Raw genomic sequence first — 16,160 nt, 5'->3', positions numbered from 1 at the left:
TTTCCTATTTTGTCACGATGCCTAGACGTTCACCTGCATATGAACCGTCTTGCACATGGCGCCACCAGGTTTCATTGTTCAAATACCATTCAACGGTTTTACGAATACCCGATTCAAAGGTCTCTTGTGGCTTCCATCCTAACTCTTGTTCTATCTTGCTAGCATCAATGGCATAACGCACATCATGGCCTGGACGATCCGCTACATAAGTAATTAAATCACAATAGTGAGCCACGCCTTCAGGCTTAACCGGGCGTAACTCTTCCAGCAGGCAGCAAATTGTCTTTACTACATCAATATTTTTACGTTCATTATGGCCACCAATATTATAAGTTTTACCCGCATCGGCTTGACTGATGACTAGGTGCAATGCACGGGCATGATCTTCAACATACAGCCAATCACGTATCTGTTCACCTTGACCATAAACAGGCAATAATTTACCAGCTATGGCGTTCAAGATCATTAAAGGAATTAATTTTTCAGTAAAATGATAAGGACCATAATTATTTGAGCAATTGGTCACCAATGTTGGTAACCCATAAGTACGCTGCCAGGCTCTAACTAAATGGTCACTGGAAGCCTTCGAAGCTGAGTAAGGGCTACTCGGTGCATAAGGGGTTATTTCGGTAAATAGCCCCTCAGTGGTATGCAGATCACCATAAACTTCATCGGTAGAAATATGATGGAAACGAAATGACTGTTTTTTCTGCGGGTTCAAATGATTCCAATAATTGCGAGCAGCCTCCAATAAAAGATAAGTACCGATAATATTGGTTTCGATAAAGGCAGCTGGCCCATCGATCGAGCGATCAACATGACTTTCTGCCGCTAAATGCATAATGGCATCAGGTTGATATCGCTGAAAAATTTCATCAATTGCCGGTCGATCACAAATATTTATTTGAGTAAAAGCATAGCGATGACTTTCTCTCACTGACTCTAAAGATTCCAAATTACTCGCATAAGTCAAATTATCAACCACTAGTACACTATCGTTAGTATGCTCAATGATATAACGAACAACTGCCGAACCAATAAATCCAGCCCCACCAGTAATTAAAATACGTTTCAACGCCAAACTCCTTTGGTATCAACTACCCATTTTTGTCGGATTCGTTCACCCTTGATCGCCTTAAATTGTTTATGGTCAACCAGTAACAAAATAATATCTGTATTAGCAACGGCAACCTCAGTTGAGACCAATTGACAAAGAGCTTTCAGTGCATTTGGCAATTCATTAATATTAGGTTCTACTACATAAGTGGTACCAGTATGCCAATCTGCAATCATTTTAGTGATTTGCATAGCGGGGCTTTCTCGTAAATCATCAATATCCGGCTTAAAGGCGAGACCGAAACAGGCAATTTTAATTTCATTTGCCCGTTTGCCTGTCTCGGTTAAACAATCGGCTAATACTGTCTTGACCTGATCGACCACCCAAATTGGCTTGCTGTCATTAACCAAACGGGCTGTCTGGATCAAACGAGATTGCTTTGGATTCTGAGCAACAATGAACCAGGGATCGACCGCAATACAATGGCCTCCAACACCTGGACCTGGCTGTAAAATATTGACCCGCGGGTGACTATTGGCCAAATTAATCAACTCCCAAACATTAATCCCTTGTTCTGCACAAATAAAAGAGAGTTCATTGGCAAAAGCAATATTGACATCGCGAAAACTATTTTCTGTCAATTTACACATTTCTGCCGTTTTGGCATTGGTGATTAAACATTCACCGGTAAGGAAAATACGATATAAATCACTGGCTCGTTGGGATGATTTGATCGTCATCCCACCAATTACCCGCTCATTTTTTATCAGCTCAACCATGACTTTTCCCGGTAAAACCCGCTCAGGGCAATAAGCAATATCAATATCTGAGTTTTCACCCTGTTGCTGTGGAAATGTCAGATCAGATCGCATATCTACTAGCCGCTGTGCCATTTGCTCAGTCGCTCCAGTTGGCGAGGTAGACTCTAGAATAATCAAATCGCCTTTTTTCAATAATGGCGCTATTGATTCTGCCGCTGCCATGACATAAGAGAGATCAGGCTGATGATCATCTTTAAACGGTGTAGGAACCGCAATTAAAAACGCATCTGCCCTTTGCGGTGTAGTAAACGCTTTCAAATAGCCAGCTTCTACGGCTGCTTTTACCGTTTTATCTAAATCTGGTTCAACAATATGAATTTTACCTTGATTAATCGTATCAACCGCATGTTGATTAACATCAATCCCAATCACTTTTTTCTGCCGGGCAGCGAAAGCGGCCGCAGTCGGTAAACCGATATAACCTAAACCAATAATAGAAATAGTTTCAAAACTCATAATGTCACCTGATTTGTCTTCAACGCTTCAAGAATTCGCTGGCAAGCTTTACCATCACCATAAGGATTATGCGCCCGGCTCATTTTCTGGTAAGCATGGTCATCCGTAAGTAATTGTGTTACCGCTTGAACAATATTTTCTGTTTGCGTGCCCACTAAACGTACCGTACCAGCTTCAACCACTTCAGGTCGCTCAGTAGTATCACGCATCACTAATACTGGCTTACCTAAAGCTGGTCCCTCTTCTTGAATACCCCCTGAATCTGTAAGGATCAAATAAGCGTTATTCATTAAATAAATAAAAGGTAAATAATCCTGTGGATCAATCAGGTTGATATTATTAATACCCTGCAAGATGCGTTGTACTGGTTCACTCACATTAGGATTAAGATGAACCGGATAGACAACTTGAACATCAGCATGATTTTTGGTAATTTCAGCTAATGCATGACAAATACGTTCAAATCCGCTACCAAAACTTTCCCGCCGATGCCCTGTAACCAGCAGCATTTTTTGATTTTGGTCAAGAAAAGGGTATTGCGTGGCAAGGCTTGCTCGTATAGTGGTATCATTGATAACTTTATCTCGCACCCAGAACAACGCATCGATTACAGTGTTACCTGTAACAAAAATACGATTAGCGGGGATCGATTCATGCTGTAAATTTTTTCGTGAATACTCGGTAGGCGCAAAGTGATACGTTGCCAGATGACTGGCAATTTTACGATTGGCTTCTTCCGGCCAGGGAGAATATAAGTTACCAGTACGCAATCCTGCTTCAACATGACCAACCAGAATACGCTGATAAAAAGCAGCTAGGCTGGTTGCCATAGTGGTAGCGGTATCACCATGAACCAATACCACATCGGGTTTAAAAGATAACAATACGGGTTTCATTCCTTCAAGAATACGGCACGTAATATCAGTTAAATCTTGTCCCGGGGTCATAATATCTAAATCATAATTAGGTGTTATCTCAAAAAGATGCAATACCTGATCCAACATTTCTCTATGTTGAGCAGTTACGCAAACTTTCGACTCAAAAGCCTCATCGTTTGTCAAAGCATGTACCAGTGGAGCCATTTTTATGGCTTCAGGACGAGTACCAAACACAGTCAATACTTTCACAGTGACTCTCTTTTTATTTTAACCTCATTTACTAATGAGATGTATCATCAATAATGATTTTACCTTCACATATTAATAGTTTGTTGAAGTCCTCTATTGCTATGTGTTTAGCAAATAATTAGGTATTACGCCTTAACAACACAATACCTATTCCACTTAAGGCACCAATCATTCCCCAAATGATCATTATTAATGCTCGACGAGGGCTATCACGTTTAACGGGATCTTCTGGTGTTCTTAAATAGCGATAAGTTTGAAAATTATTCTCGAGAGCGGATTCTACATTTAATGTCGTTAACATCGCTATATTTTGATCATAGTTTTCATCATAATTAGGTCCTGTTGCCTGTAATGTCTCAATTTGTGCTTGTAATAATGAAGTACCTAATAGAAACATTTCTGAATCAGACAGCTGATCGATGAGGACATCAACTTTGTTACGTGAAATACCTTATTTTTGCGCAACTTTGAACGATTGCTGTAGGTTATTTAAACGCCGTTCATAATTTGCCTTTGCGACCATTTCCTGGCGTTTAATTAATGCTTTTAAAGACTGTGCCTTTGCTGCCCACGCGCCTTTAATCTGTTCATTAAGATTAAAACTAGCTCGTTTATTGGCAAAAGAAATATATTCACGTAGTAATCGGTTTGCATCAGTAGCCGTTTCAGCAACTAATTTTACATTATCATGAAGTATCTTATTATCATCTTGGGGAGTGAATTGAATATCATCAATTAATTCATCAAGTAATACAGTATCAGCCTTAGCATTTCCTTCCATGCGGGTTTTATAGTAATCACTATTTAACCAAAACTCTCGCCGGGTATCATAAGAACCTACTTGAGTAGTAAATTCTTGATAAACCTGATTCGAAATTGTTGGCAACTGATTATCCTGTGTTTCATTAATATGCAAATCCAAATTTTGTAAAAATTGCTGCTGGGAATAATATGCGCCTAAATTATTAACTGTAGGTAAATCAGCGACCGCATTAGCACTCCATTTTTGTTGCATCATGTAAGAAATGATCAATGCAACAGCTACAAAAATAAATGCTAAAGAGATAATCCATATTCTTCCCTGCCATAGCGCACAAAATAAACTTCTAATATCTAACTCATATTCAAGAGACTGTGAGTGAGAATTAGGTTTGAGTTGTGTTTCTGATTTTGTCACTGGTATGAAACTCCTTTAAACATTTGTTTATTTATTTTGCTATACGTTGCATCCGACGTTTAACACGTTTCACAAAACGCGCCACTTTCCAAGCACGTTTAATACAATAGCCATAGATAGCAAATATAAGCAAAAATAATACCAACATCACCCATTCAGGAATAAAATTTGAACGTTCACCGATCATACCTACCGCTGCTAAAATAGCTGCCGATACTGTAATCAAGATAAACGCCTGACTTGAGGTAAAACCTGAACGCATAATTAAATGATGAATATGTTGTCTATCTGGTGAAAAAGGACTCATTCCTTTACGCAGACGCCGATACATAATGGCAATCATATCCATCAGAGGAATAGCAATAATCCAAAGGGCTGTCACTGGTTTAATCGAAGGTTGCTCAGCTTGTGTCGACATCAACAGCAACCAAAGAATAGTAAAACCAATTAATGTACTACCCGCATCCCCCATAAACACTTTATAACGCTTTCCTAATAAACCTAAATTCAGGAATATATAAGGGAGAATGGCCGCAATAACAGCAAAACACCAAAAAGCTAATGCCATATTGCCATTTTGATAAAGCAAAATGCCTAATGCAGCAAAGGAGACACAAGAAAGTCCACCAAGCAGACCATCAATACCATCAACCATGTTAAAAGCATTGACTGCGCCCCAAACAGCAAATAACGTCATTAAATAGCTTAAAGGCCCCAACGTTACATGCCATGGCCCAAAAGCATAACCTAAGTTATCTAACGTTAGACCAGCAAAATAAATCATGACCAACGCAACAATAGCTTGAATAGTCGCTCGAATTTTAACACTAATATCAAAGCGATCATCGAATACTCCAACAAATACCAAAACCCCAGCACAAATCCAATACAACCATTTATGTGAAATATATTCGGGCGTAATCATGAATGCCAAACCGATACCAAAAAAAACCGCAATACCACCAACCAAAGGAATTTCTCCTTGGTGTTTTTTTCGATGATTAGGTTCATCTACTAGACCAAATCTTTTTGCCACTTTTCTCGCAATAAATATGAAAATCAGAGAAAACAAGAAAACCCAAAAAACGTCGATTAGTAAATTTAGTGTGTGCACAATATTTACTCTCTTATAATTTTTTTAGAAATCATTCACTGCACCCATTTCCATGTATAGACTGTAAGTGTACTTTAATTTAGCGTATATGTAACAATAACAAAACATTTCTATCATCTTGCACTGTTTATTAGTAAGCAAAATCTATACCAAAACAGATGCTATCGGATAACAAAAACGAACAAAATAAAACGCCACATAAAAGTGGCGCTTTTCAATAAATCATTAAACAAACAGTAATTTAAGAACGCTTCATAAAATCGAAAAATTCATCGTTCGTTTTTGTCATTGCCAATTTATTAATTAAAAATTCCATTGCATCAATTTCACCCATAGGATGAATAATTTTACGCAATATCCACATCTTCTGTAACTCATCCGGTAAGGTCAATAATTCTTCCTTACGAGTACCGGAACGATTATAATCAATCGCCGGGAAAACGCGTTTTTCCGCTATTTTCCGCGACAAATGTAACTCCATATTGCCGGTGCCTTTAAACTCTTCGTAGATTACATCATCCATTTTGGAACCGGTATCAACTAATGCTGTAGCAATTATCGTTAGGCTTCCACCTTCTTCTACATTACGTGCAGCACCAAAAAAACGTTTCGGGCGGTGCAAAGCATTTGCATCCACCCCACCAGTCAATACTTTTCCAGAGGAAGGAACCACGGTGTTGTAAGCACGAGCAAGACGCGTAATCGAATCTAAAAGAATGATGACATCTTTTTTGTGTTCAACTAAGCGCTTAGCTTTTTCTATTACCATTTCAGCAACCTGAACATGACGAGATGCAGGTTCATCAAAGGTTGATGCAATGACCTCACCTTTAACCAGGCGTTGCATTTCGGTCACTTCTTCTGGTCGCTCATCAATTAGCAACACCATCAAAACACAGTCTGGATAATTATTGGCAATATTAGCTGCAATATTCTGTAATAACATGGTTTTACCTGCTTTTGGTGGAGCAACAATTAAACCACGCTGCCCACGCCCAATCGGTGCGGCCAAATCCAGAACACGAGCAGTCAAATCTTCTGTTGAGCCATTGCCACGCTCCATACATAGACGATTATTAGCATGCAGCGGTGTCAGGTTTTCAAATAGGATTTTACTACGGGCGTTTTCAGGTTTATCATAATTCACTTCATTAACTTTTAGTAGGGCAAAATAGCGTTCGCCTTCCTTAGGAGGGCGAATTTTTCCTGATATGGTATCTCCTGTCCGTAGATTAAAGCGACGAATCTGACTAGGAGAAACATAAATATCATCAGGACCTGCTAGATAAGAGCTGTCAGCAGAACGAAGGAATCCAAATCCATCCTGCAAAATTTCTAGCACGCCATCACCAAAAATATCCTCTCCACTTTTCGCATGCTGCTTCAAAATCGAGAAAATAATATCCTGTTTTCTCAGGCGGGCTAGGTTCTCTAGCCCCATACTTTCGCCAAGAGTAATCAATTCAGATACCGGCGTATTTTTAAATTCGGTAAGATTCATAATGGTGGGTTCTTAAACTTGGGGTATACTTCTTGAACTATGAACAATAAATAGTATAGCAATCTCTAAATGCCTATTTAAATAAAAATACAAAAACCTTAACGATTCTTGATGAATATATCTTAGGATATAAATTCATGTAGTCGCAGTAATTTGTTAATTTACTACCCTAGATAACACTCTTTATACAGCAAAGACAGAATAAGACTATAAGAATTCATCTCAAAGTTGATGAGAAAATCTCACTTTTTACTTCTTAGGCCCCCTACACAACAGCACCAAGCAAATAACAAATGGAACATGTTTGTCTAAAAGAATTATTTCTATGAGAGTCAATGGAATTCAAACCATTGTAAGATATAGATTATCCAGAGATAACAAATATGTCTATACAATAACAGATTCAATATGTACACATTAAGATAAAAACGCGTATCATATTAAATATTGACGCTAAATTACCATGCTTCAAAGCAGACGTCTAGCTATGAATTGTATAAAAAGCAGACATCTAATAGCAAATTGAGAAAAATATTAGCCTACTAAACGTCTGTTGTTAATATTTTACGGAAAATTAGATGTTTTTGTCTAAAAATTCTTTTAATTGAGTTTTAGACAAAAGACCAACTTGCTTATTAATCAGCTCACCGTCTTTAAAAAGTGCTAAAGTAGGAATGCTCCGAATACCGTATTTAGTCGCTGTTTTAGGATTATCGTCAACATTCAATTTTCCAATAATTAATTTAGCTGCATATTCATCAGCAATTTCGTCTAAAATGGGAGCAATCATTTTACAAGGGCCACACCATTCTACCCAAAAATCAACTAATACTGGCTTTGCTGCCCCTAGGGCTTTTGTATTAAAATCTCCATCAGATAGATGAATAACTTTGTCGCTCATTGCGGATACTCCAAGGATAAAATTTTTATGCCGTTTCAGTCTAACATTAATTTAACCATATTTGCTTTATTTCAAACAATCTTCTTTCATAAAGCAACCGTTAACTGATATTCTAACACACTATGAGTAAAACACATTTGACAGACAAGAAGTTTATAGACTTCGCCTTACACCCTAAAGTTATTGAAGCTCTTAATAAAAATGGCTTTCATAACTGTACGCCGATACAAGCGTCAACATTGCCTTTTACTGTCGAAGGACGTGATGTTGCGGGGCAGGCACAAACAGGAACTGGTAAGACATTGGCTTTTCTTACCTCGACATTTCATTATATACTAACACATCCAACAAATTCAGAACGACAAGTTAACCAACCCAGAGCGCTAATTATAGCTCCTACACGAGAATTAGCGGTTCAGATATATACTAATGCAAAAGAATTAGCCGCTATAACTGGCTTAAAAATGGGTTTAGCTTATGGTGGTGATGGCTATGACGAACAACTGGATGTGCTCCAGTCGGGTGTAGATATTCTTATCGGTACGACAGGGCGTTTAATCGATTATACCAAACAAGGCCACGTTCATTTAGGTCTCATTCAAGTGGTTGTACTTGATGAAGCCGACCGTATGTATAATCTTGGTTTTATTAAAGATATTCGCTGGCTGTTTCGTCGAATGCCACCCGCCACTCAACGCTTGAATTTACTCTTTTCCGCAACACTTTCTTATCGTGTTCAAGAACTGGCATTTGAACAAATGAATCAACCCGAATATATTGAGATAGAACCTCAACAAAGAATAGGTCATCGTATTAAAGAAGAACTTTTCTATCCTTCTAACGAAGAAAAAATGCGTCTGTTACAAACGTTAATCGAGGAAGAGTGGCCCGAAAGATGTATAATTTTTGCTAATACCAAACATCGCTGTGAAGATATCTGGGCTCATCTTGCTGCTGATGGTCACCGCGTTGGCTTATTAACTGGCGATGTAGCACAAAAAAAACGACTACGCATTCTTGAACAGTTCACTCAAGGCCATTTAGATATCTTAGTTGCAACAGATGTTGCTGCCAGAGGTTTACATATCCCATCTGTCTCTCATGTATTTAATTATGATCTACCTGATGATTGTGAAGATTATGTTCATCGTATTGGTCGTACCGGCCGCGCCGGTGAGAGTGGTCATTCAATTAGTCTGGCTTGTGAAGAGTATTCTTTAAATCTACCTGCTATTGAGGAGTATATTCAGCATCAAATCCCTGTCAGCAAATACAACAGTGAAGCATTATTACAAGATTTACCTACACCAAAATCACGTCATCGTCCACGTACTAATGGAACACGTCGTAACAATAATAGTCAAAGCCGACAGAACAATTCACGCAACAATCGTAAACGTCCGAGCTAATAAATATTATGTTAAAATCATCGCTTTATGCAGCAATCGATCTTGGTTCTAACAGTTTTCATATGTTAGTAGTACGAGAAATTTCTGGTTATGTACAGACCCTTGCTCGCATCAAGCGTAAAGTCAGACTGGCCGCGGGTCTCGATGAAAATAACTATTTATCTCAACAAGCCATGGATCGTGGCTGGCAATGTCTGCATCTTTTTTCCGAGTATTTACAAGATATTCCTACTGAACAAGTGCAAATTGTTGCTACTGCAACACTTCGTCTCGCTAAGAATGCCGACCTCTTTATTAAGCAAGGAGAAAATATTCTAGGGCATCCCATCAGAATAATTACTGGAGAAGAGGAAGCTCAACTCATTTATCAGGGGGTAGCATATACTACTGGCGGTTCAGATAAACGACTAGTGATAGATATTGGTGGTGGTAGTACTGAAATCATTACCGGTACCAATGTTAAACATAATCAACTTGTTAGCCTTAATATGGGTTGCGTTACCTGGCTTGAACACTATTTTAAAGATCGTAATCTAACCGCAGAAAATTTTGCGCAAGCTGAAACTACCGCGCATAAGATCATTAGACCTATCGCAAACCAACTTATTGAGCAAGGTTGGCAAATTTGTGTCGGCGCTTCAGGTACAATACAGGCGATTCAAGAAATCATGCTGGCCGATGGCATGGATGAACGTATTACGCTATATAAATTACAATTATTAAAAAAAGTGGCGATCACCTCGGGAAAATTAGAAGAGTTGGAAATCAAAGGGTTAACGCTAGAAAGTGCACTAGTTTTTCCCAGTGGTTTAGCTATTCTAATTGCCATATTTGTAGAATTAAAAATCGATCATATGATATTAGCAGGTGGAGCATTGCGTGAAGGATTAATCTATAACATGCTTGATCTACCCACAAAACAGAATATACGCGCAGTTACACTCGCTAATATTCAACATCGTTTTCAAGTTGATATTGAGCAGGCTAATCGGGTAAAAAGGCTAACCGAATATTTTTATTCACAATTAAAGAAAAGCTTTTATCGTGATAATCACCAAGTTGATGAGCTATTAAAAGGTGCCAGTGCTCTACATGAAATTGGCTTAAGTATTGACGCTCGTCATGCTACTAACCATGCCCATTATCTCATCAGCCATCTTGATATGCCAGGTTATACGCTTATGCAAAAACGCTTGTTAGCGGCTTTGCTAAAAAATCAAACTGGCCCAATTGAGTTTGCGGAATTGACTCAACAAAACGCAATCCCCCTCCAACATGCTATTCTTCTTTGTCGCCTTTTAAGACTGGCGATTATTTTTACTCTTCCTCGTCGTGACAATACCATACCGTTATTACGCCTTAGAGCAAATAAAGAAACCTTGATCCTAACATTACCTCATCAATGGTTATTGGAACATCCACTTTGTTATGAAAATTTACAGCAAGAAATTCAATGGCAAAGTAATATCAATTGGCCTTTGATACTAGAAGGACAAACTGAATTAACTCAATAAACTCAATCTTTTTTAGTTAGTAAAATTTATTTTTTATTTAACCCCAATCTTGCTCCGATATCAGCAATCGCAGACTGTCCTTTTTCCATTCGCTGTTCTACTGTAACTATCTTTTTATTTTGTTCCCAGAGCAAATCATCTTGCGGTAATTCATGTAAAAAACGACTAATTTCTGGCCGAATAAGTTCGCCATATTGACGTCGCTCCCGACAATGAGTAAAAAATAACGCTCGTTGAGCACGGGTTATCCCCACATAAGCAAGACGGCGTTCTTCATCGATATTATCTTCATCAATACTAGTTTGATGGGGTAACAACCCTTCTTCCATACCAACTAAAAAAACATAAGGAAACTCTAATCCTTTTGAGGCATACAGAGTCATTAATTGTACCTGATCTAAATCTTCTGTCGTTTCTCCACGCTCCATCATATCCAGCAATGTAAAGCGCGAGACAACCTGCGATAAGGTCATCGCCTCATCGATATCATTGCTATTAACTATTTCATCCATCCAACCAAACAGTTGATTAACATTTTTCATCCGCATCTCAGCCGCTTTGCTACTAGTTGATGTTTCGTATAACCAGCTTTTATAATCAATGTCATGCAGTAGATCTCTGACAGCAAGCAGTGGCTCGCGTTCAGCACGTTTGGCAATATTGGCTAACCAATGTGTGAAATGTTGCAATGCTATCAAACTACGGCCGGTTAAAGTTTGTTTAAAGCCGACATCAAAGCTAGCATTAAACAGGCTTTTTTGGCGCAAAATCGCCCATTCACCCAATTTTTGGATAGTTTTTGGCCCAATTTCACGTTTCGGTGTATTAACAATACGGAGAAATGCACTATCATTATCTGGATTAGTGAGGATCCGCAAATAAGCCAATATATCTTTAATTTCTGCCCGTGAAAAAAATGAAGTGCCACCTGAAATACGGTAAGGAATACGATTTTGTAACAATAATTTTTCAAATAGTCGTGATTAGTGGTTACCACGATATAAAATAGCATAATCTTTATATTCGGTTTTATTGATAAAATGGTGGGCAACCAATTCGCCGATCACTCATTCTGCCTTATGCTCTTCATTATTAGCCGTGATAACTTTTAGTGCTTCACCATAATCCAATTCAGAAAATAACTTTTTATCAAAAACATGCGGATTATTAGCAATCAATATATTAGCGGCTTTTAAAATCCCAGCCAGAAGAGCGATAATTTTGCTCCAATTTGATCACATTAAGCTGAGGAAAGTCGTTTTTTAGTAACGCTAAATTTTGTGGTTGAGCACCACGCCAGGAATAAATAGATTGATTATCATCACCAACAACGGTAAAATATCCACGTTTACCCACTAACAATTTAACCAGTTGATATTGGCTAGTATTGGTATATTGATATTCATCCACCAGCAGATAACGAATCTTCTGCTGCCAACGAGAACGCACCTCTTCATTCTCATCGAGCAAGCGAGTTGGTTTAGTAATTAAATCATCAAAATCCAGCACATTGCAGCTCGATAAATATAATTCATAGCGCCGATAACATTCAGCAAACAGCTGATCTTTTTCCGATTTTAGCTGCGTCATAACTTGTCTGGCAGTTAATAAATCACTTTTCCAATTAGAAATTGTTGACGCTAATTGGCGTAACAGATCTTTATCATCTGCCAATAAATCAAAGGTTAGCTCTTTTAGCAAAGCCATTTGATCGTGTTCATCAAACAATGAAAAATTGGCTTTTATGCCTAATGCGCTATGTTCCCGTTTAATAATTTCCAATCCTAGGGTATGAAAAGTTGACACAATTAATCCTCTGGTTTCTTTTTTTCCTAGCGTTTATCCTGCCCGTTCTTTCATCTCTCTGGCGGCTTTATTGGTAAAAGTGACTGCCACCACCCACCTGACGTGGTAAATATCCGCAATGACGAATTAAGTAGGCTATTTTATTAGTAATAACGCGAGTTTTTCCTGAGCCCGCCCCCGCCAGCACTAAACAGGGACCGTCAACATATTCAACCACTTGTTGTTGATTGTAATTTAATCGCATAGCTTATTAACTGAGTATTTGTCATTATTCATCATAAGTTAAAATTGTATCAAAAAGAAAATCAGTAAAAAATGTCATAAAAAACCCGCTATTGGATAATGAAAATATAATCGCTGAAAACCCATATCAGAGATAAAGTTGCTCTACCCTCGAATCATGACGAATTAGAGCAACTTTTCCAAAGCTATTTCATAGCGTTAATAAAAAAATTTAAAAACAATTAGTTAGGTTTTTATTGTCGTTGATTTACTCCACGCTAAACTCTCTAGTATATTTGAACTAACTATGAGTGTAAAACTACCATTGTAGTTACTGCTTAAAAGTGGGAGTATTTATGACAATTACCCACTAACCCTCTTTTAAAAAATCTGCACAAATGCAGTAAAAGCTATGAGTACTTTTAGCGTAATTTTCTAATCTAATCAGATACAACTAAATAAAGGAAATTCTTATATGCCAAATAATTCAATGCGCTATGGTACTGACAAAAACGATGATCTATTCGGTAGTGACAGTAACGATATGTTATTTGGTAATAACGGCGATGATAAATTATCCGGTGGTAAGGGGAATGATATTTTATTCGGCGGTTGTGGTAACGATCACCTATTTGGAGATAGTGGTAATGATAATTTATACGGTGATAAAGGCGCTGATAGATTAACTGGTGGTGAGGGTAATGATACTTTTAACTACTTATCACTAGATGATTCTTTGTCTGAATCGCCAGATACCATTACCGATTTTGAGATGGGTAAAGACAAAATTGATATTTCCACACTTAACATAGACTCTGATGATAATTTTACTGCTATTCAATTAGTTGATCATTTTACTCATAGAAAAAATGAAATGTTATTTAGTTACAGTGAACAAGAAAATCTAACGAAATTAATGTTGGATCATGATGGTAATGGAATCGGTTAATTCCAAATCAACATCATAGGAAAGATGAATGATATAACTAACATTAAATTGTTTATGTAAATAATTTACCGGCACTAGATAAAAGTTTGTCTATCTTGTTCTCCTCTTTTTTACTTTCTACTATTTATTGTTCCGTAATTAATGCTAGTGTCGTTATTTTTTTACTGTTCATTATGTTAATGATTAATGCATTAATCATAGGCAGTGAATGTTGTATCATATCGCTTTATATTCCCTTTCCACTCGAATACTGACTCTATCAGCAGATATTTCGGTTTGAAACTCCCACCAAATACGGGTATATAGCAATACCCGATAGTGGTTTGCATTATTATGACAAGCGAAAAATCTGTGTCCGTTTAAATTATATTCTACTTAGTATGTGCTCTCTAACTTCAATCGTATAATGGAAAAACTTAAAAATTGCGTAGCTATATTATTATCCTATCAATATCTCGGTAGAAAAAGTCTACCGTTTACATTATGCAACAGAACCAATACCTTTCATATCAGTCATATAATTACGCAGTTATTACCTATGACCTCAATGGGATGACTACAGATCGCTGCATTGATATCCCGCAATTGCCTATTATCAATGTGGCTAACGGCCATATTTTTCGCTAAGTCACCTAGCTGTAAAGTTGCCATAAAATCCTTGAGTAAGGGTATTGCAGCAAAAGAGAATAGATAATTACCATATTCTGCAGTATCGGAAATAACGACATTCATCTCATATAAACGTTTCCGCGCAATGGTATTGGCAATCAATGGTAATTCATGTAATGATTCATAATAAGCAGACTCCGCAGTAATACCGGCTTGCAACATAGTTTCATAGGCTAATTCAACCCCAGCTTTTTGGTCATCGCAACTAATAAAAGACCATGGTCAAAATAATCCTGATCTAAAATTTCCCCATTATATTCTGGATAATTTTCAAACGCTATTTGCCTGGTTTCTGCCCGCCAAGACAGTAAATTTTTATCATTATTATTCCAATCTGCCATCATCGTAGATGAAAATTTGCCGAACATAATGTCGTCCATATGTTGCTGAAATAATGGCGCCATGATTTCTTTTAGCTGTTCAGATAATGCAAATGCCCGCAATTTAGCTGGATTAGATAAACGATCCATCATCAATGTAATACCACCGTGCTTTAACGCTTCGGTGATTGTTTCCCAACCATATTGTAATAATTTTCCTGCATAACCCAGCTCAATACCGTCTACAACCATTTTATTATAACAAAGCAAGGAGCCGGCTTGAAGCATGCCACACAAGATGGTTTGTTCACCCATTAGATCTGATTTTACTTCGGCAACAAAATAGGATGCAAGCACACTAGCGCGATGACCTCCGGTAGCAGCAGCCCATGCTTTCGCAATGTCTATTCCTTCATCTCGCGGATCATTTTCCGGATGAACGGCAATCAACGTTGGGACGCCAAAACCACGCAGATACTCTTCACGTACTTCGGTTCCCGGGCATTTCGTCGCAACCATAATAACGGTAATATCCTGAAGGATTTGTTCACCCATTTCAACAATATTGAAACCATGTTAGTAGCCTAATGCTGCAACTGGTTTCATTAATAGCTGAATGGCTTTTATCACAGCAGCATGTTGTTTATCTGGGGTTAAATTAATGACTAAATCGGCTTGTGGAATTAATGTTTTGTAACTACCAACAGTAAAACCATTTTCTACCGCCTGACACCATGAAGGGCGCTTTTTCTCAATAGCTTCTTTGCTCAATGCATACGCAATATCCAGACCTGAATCACGCATATTCAATCCCTGATTTAGACCTTGCGCTCCACAGCCAACAATCACAATTTTTTTATCTTTTAAATAACTGGCTCCATCAACAAATTCATCTCGGGCCATAAAACGACATTTACTTAATTACAATAATTGTTGGCGCAGATCTAAGGTATTAAAATAATTAGCCATCGATTAATTTACTTCATAATTTTAGTAACTTATTGTATATTTTCTATTGTTTTATTTTCAGGTTATTTAACAAAGAAGCGTTTATATGATCACTATATGCGATCAAAAATATTATATTGCAAAAATTGCAACATTAGCTTGTCACTTT

General features: G+C 37.7%; 9 protein-coding genes and 3 pseudogenes. 3 read left to right on the top strand and 9 right to left on the bottom strand.

The window, feature by feature from the left end; all coding sequences use genetic code 11:
* Nucleotides 1-4 precede the first annotated feature (4 nt).
* The 7 genes and pseudogenes from rfbB to trxA form a co-directional block, all read right to left on the bottom strand.
* Complete coding sequence (rfbB, locus tag ARADI_RS10120; protein ID WP_182853190.1) at nt 5-1,081, bottom strand: dTDP-glucose 4,6-dehydratase; 1,077 nt, start codon at nt 1,079-1,081, stop codon at nt 5-7.
* Nucleotides 1,072-2,334 carry a UDP-N-acetyl-D-mannosamine dehydrogenase gene (wecC, locus tag ARADI_RS10115; protein ID WP_119711983.1) on the bottom strand — a complete coding sequence of 421 codons (1,263 nt, stop codon included), beginning with the start codon at nt 2,332-2,334 and terminating at the stop codon, nt 1,072-1,074. The genes rfbB and wecC overlap by 10 nt, the downstream gene beginning before the upstream one ends.
* Nucleotides 2,331-3,461 carry a non-hydrolyzing UDP-N-acetylglucosamine 2-epimerase gene (wecB, locus tag ARADI_RS10110; protein ID WP_119711982.1) on the bottom strand — a complete coding sequence of 377 codons (1,131 nt, stop codon included), beginning with the start codon at nt 3,459-3,461 and terminating at the stop codon, nt 2,331-2,333. Before wecB ends, wecC begins: the two co-directional genes overlap by 4 nt.
* Nucleotides 3,462-3,579: 118 nt before the next feature.
* Nucleotides 3,580-4,638 (bottom strand): annotated as a pseudogene (gene wzzE, locus ARADI_RS10105) (ECA polysaccharide chain length modulation protein).
* Nucleotides 4,639-4,669: 31 nt separating this feature from the next.
* Nucleotides 4,670-5,752: a UDP-N-acetylglucosamine--undecaprenyl-phosphate N-acetylglucosaminephosphotransferase gene (wecA, locus tag ARADI_RS10100; protein WP_119711981.1), complete on the bottom strand. Its 1,083-nt coding sequence runs from the start codon at nt 5,750-5,752 to the stop codon at nt 4,670-4,672.
* Nucleotides 5,753-5,993: 241 nt separating this feature from the next.
* A complete protein-coding gene (gene rho / locus ARADI_RS10095; protein WP_119711980.1) occupies nt 5,994-7,253 on the bottom strand; it encodes a transcription termination factor Rho in 1,260 nt (419 codons plus the stop codon).
* A 574-nt stretch (nt 7,254-7,827) separates the two neighbouring features.
* Nucleotides 7,828-8,154, bottom strand: coding sequence for a thioredoxin TrxA (gene trxA / locus ARADI_RS10090; protein WP_119711979.1), 327 nt, complete (start codon nt 8,152-8,154; stop codon nt 7,828-7,830).
* A 122-nt stretch (nt 8,155-8,276) separates the two neighbouring features.
* On the opposite strand from trxA, the gene rhlB reads away from it, so the two are divergent.
* Both rhlB and gppA read left to right on the top strand, forming a co-directional pair.
* Nucleotides 8,277-9,563 (top strand): ATP-dependent RNA helicase RhlB, encoded by a 1,287-nt coding sequence (gene rhlB / locus ARADI_RS10085; protein ID WP_119711978.1) that lies wholly within the window; start codon nt 8,277-8,279, stop codon nt 9,561-9,563.
* A gap of 8 nt (nt 9,564-9,571) precedes the next feature.
* Complete coding sequence (gene gppA, locus ARADI_RS10080; protein ID WP_119711977.1) at nt 9,572-11,077, top strand: guanosine-5'-triphosphate,3'-diphosphate diphosphatase; 1,506 nt, start codon at nt 9,572-9,574, stop codon at nt 11,075-11,077.
* A gap of 26 nt (nt 11,078-11,103) precedes the next feature.
* Here gppA and rep read toward each other — a convergent pair.
* A pseudogene (gene rep / locus ARADI_RS10075) lies at nt 11,104-13,127 on the bottom strand (DNA helicase Rep).
* A gap of 453 nt (nt 13,128-13,580) precedes the next feature.
* Here rep and ARADI_RS10070 point away from each other — a divergent pair.
* Nucleotides 13,581-14,054, top strand: coding sequence for a M10 family metallopeptidase C-terminal domain-containing protein (locus tag ARADI_RS10070; protein ID WP_119711976.1), 474 nt, complete (start codon nt 13,581-13,583; stop codon nt 14,052-14,054).
* 481 nt (nt 14,055-14,535) lie between these two features.
* Here ARADI_RS10070 and ilvC read toward each other — a convergent pair.
* Nucleotides 14,536-16,012, bottom strand: a pseudogene (gene ilvC / locus ARADI_RS10065) (ketol-acid reductoisomerase).
* Nucleotides 16,013-16,160 lie beyond the last annotated feature (148 nt).

This window comes from Arsenophonus endosymbiont of Aleurodicus floccissimus (assembly GCF_900343025.1).
Taxonomy (GTDB): Bacteria; Pseudomonadota; Gammaproteobacteria; order Enterobacterales; family Enterobacteriaceae; genus Arsenophonus.
This window is presented reverse-complemented; position numbering and strand designations above follow the sequence as displayed.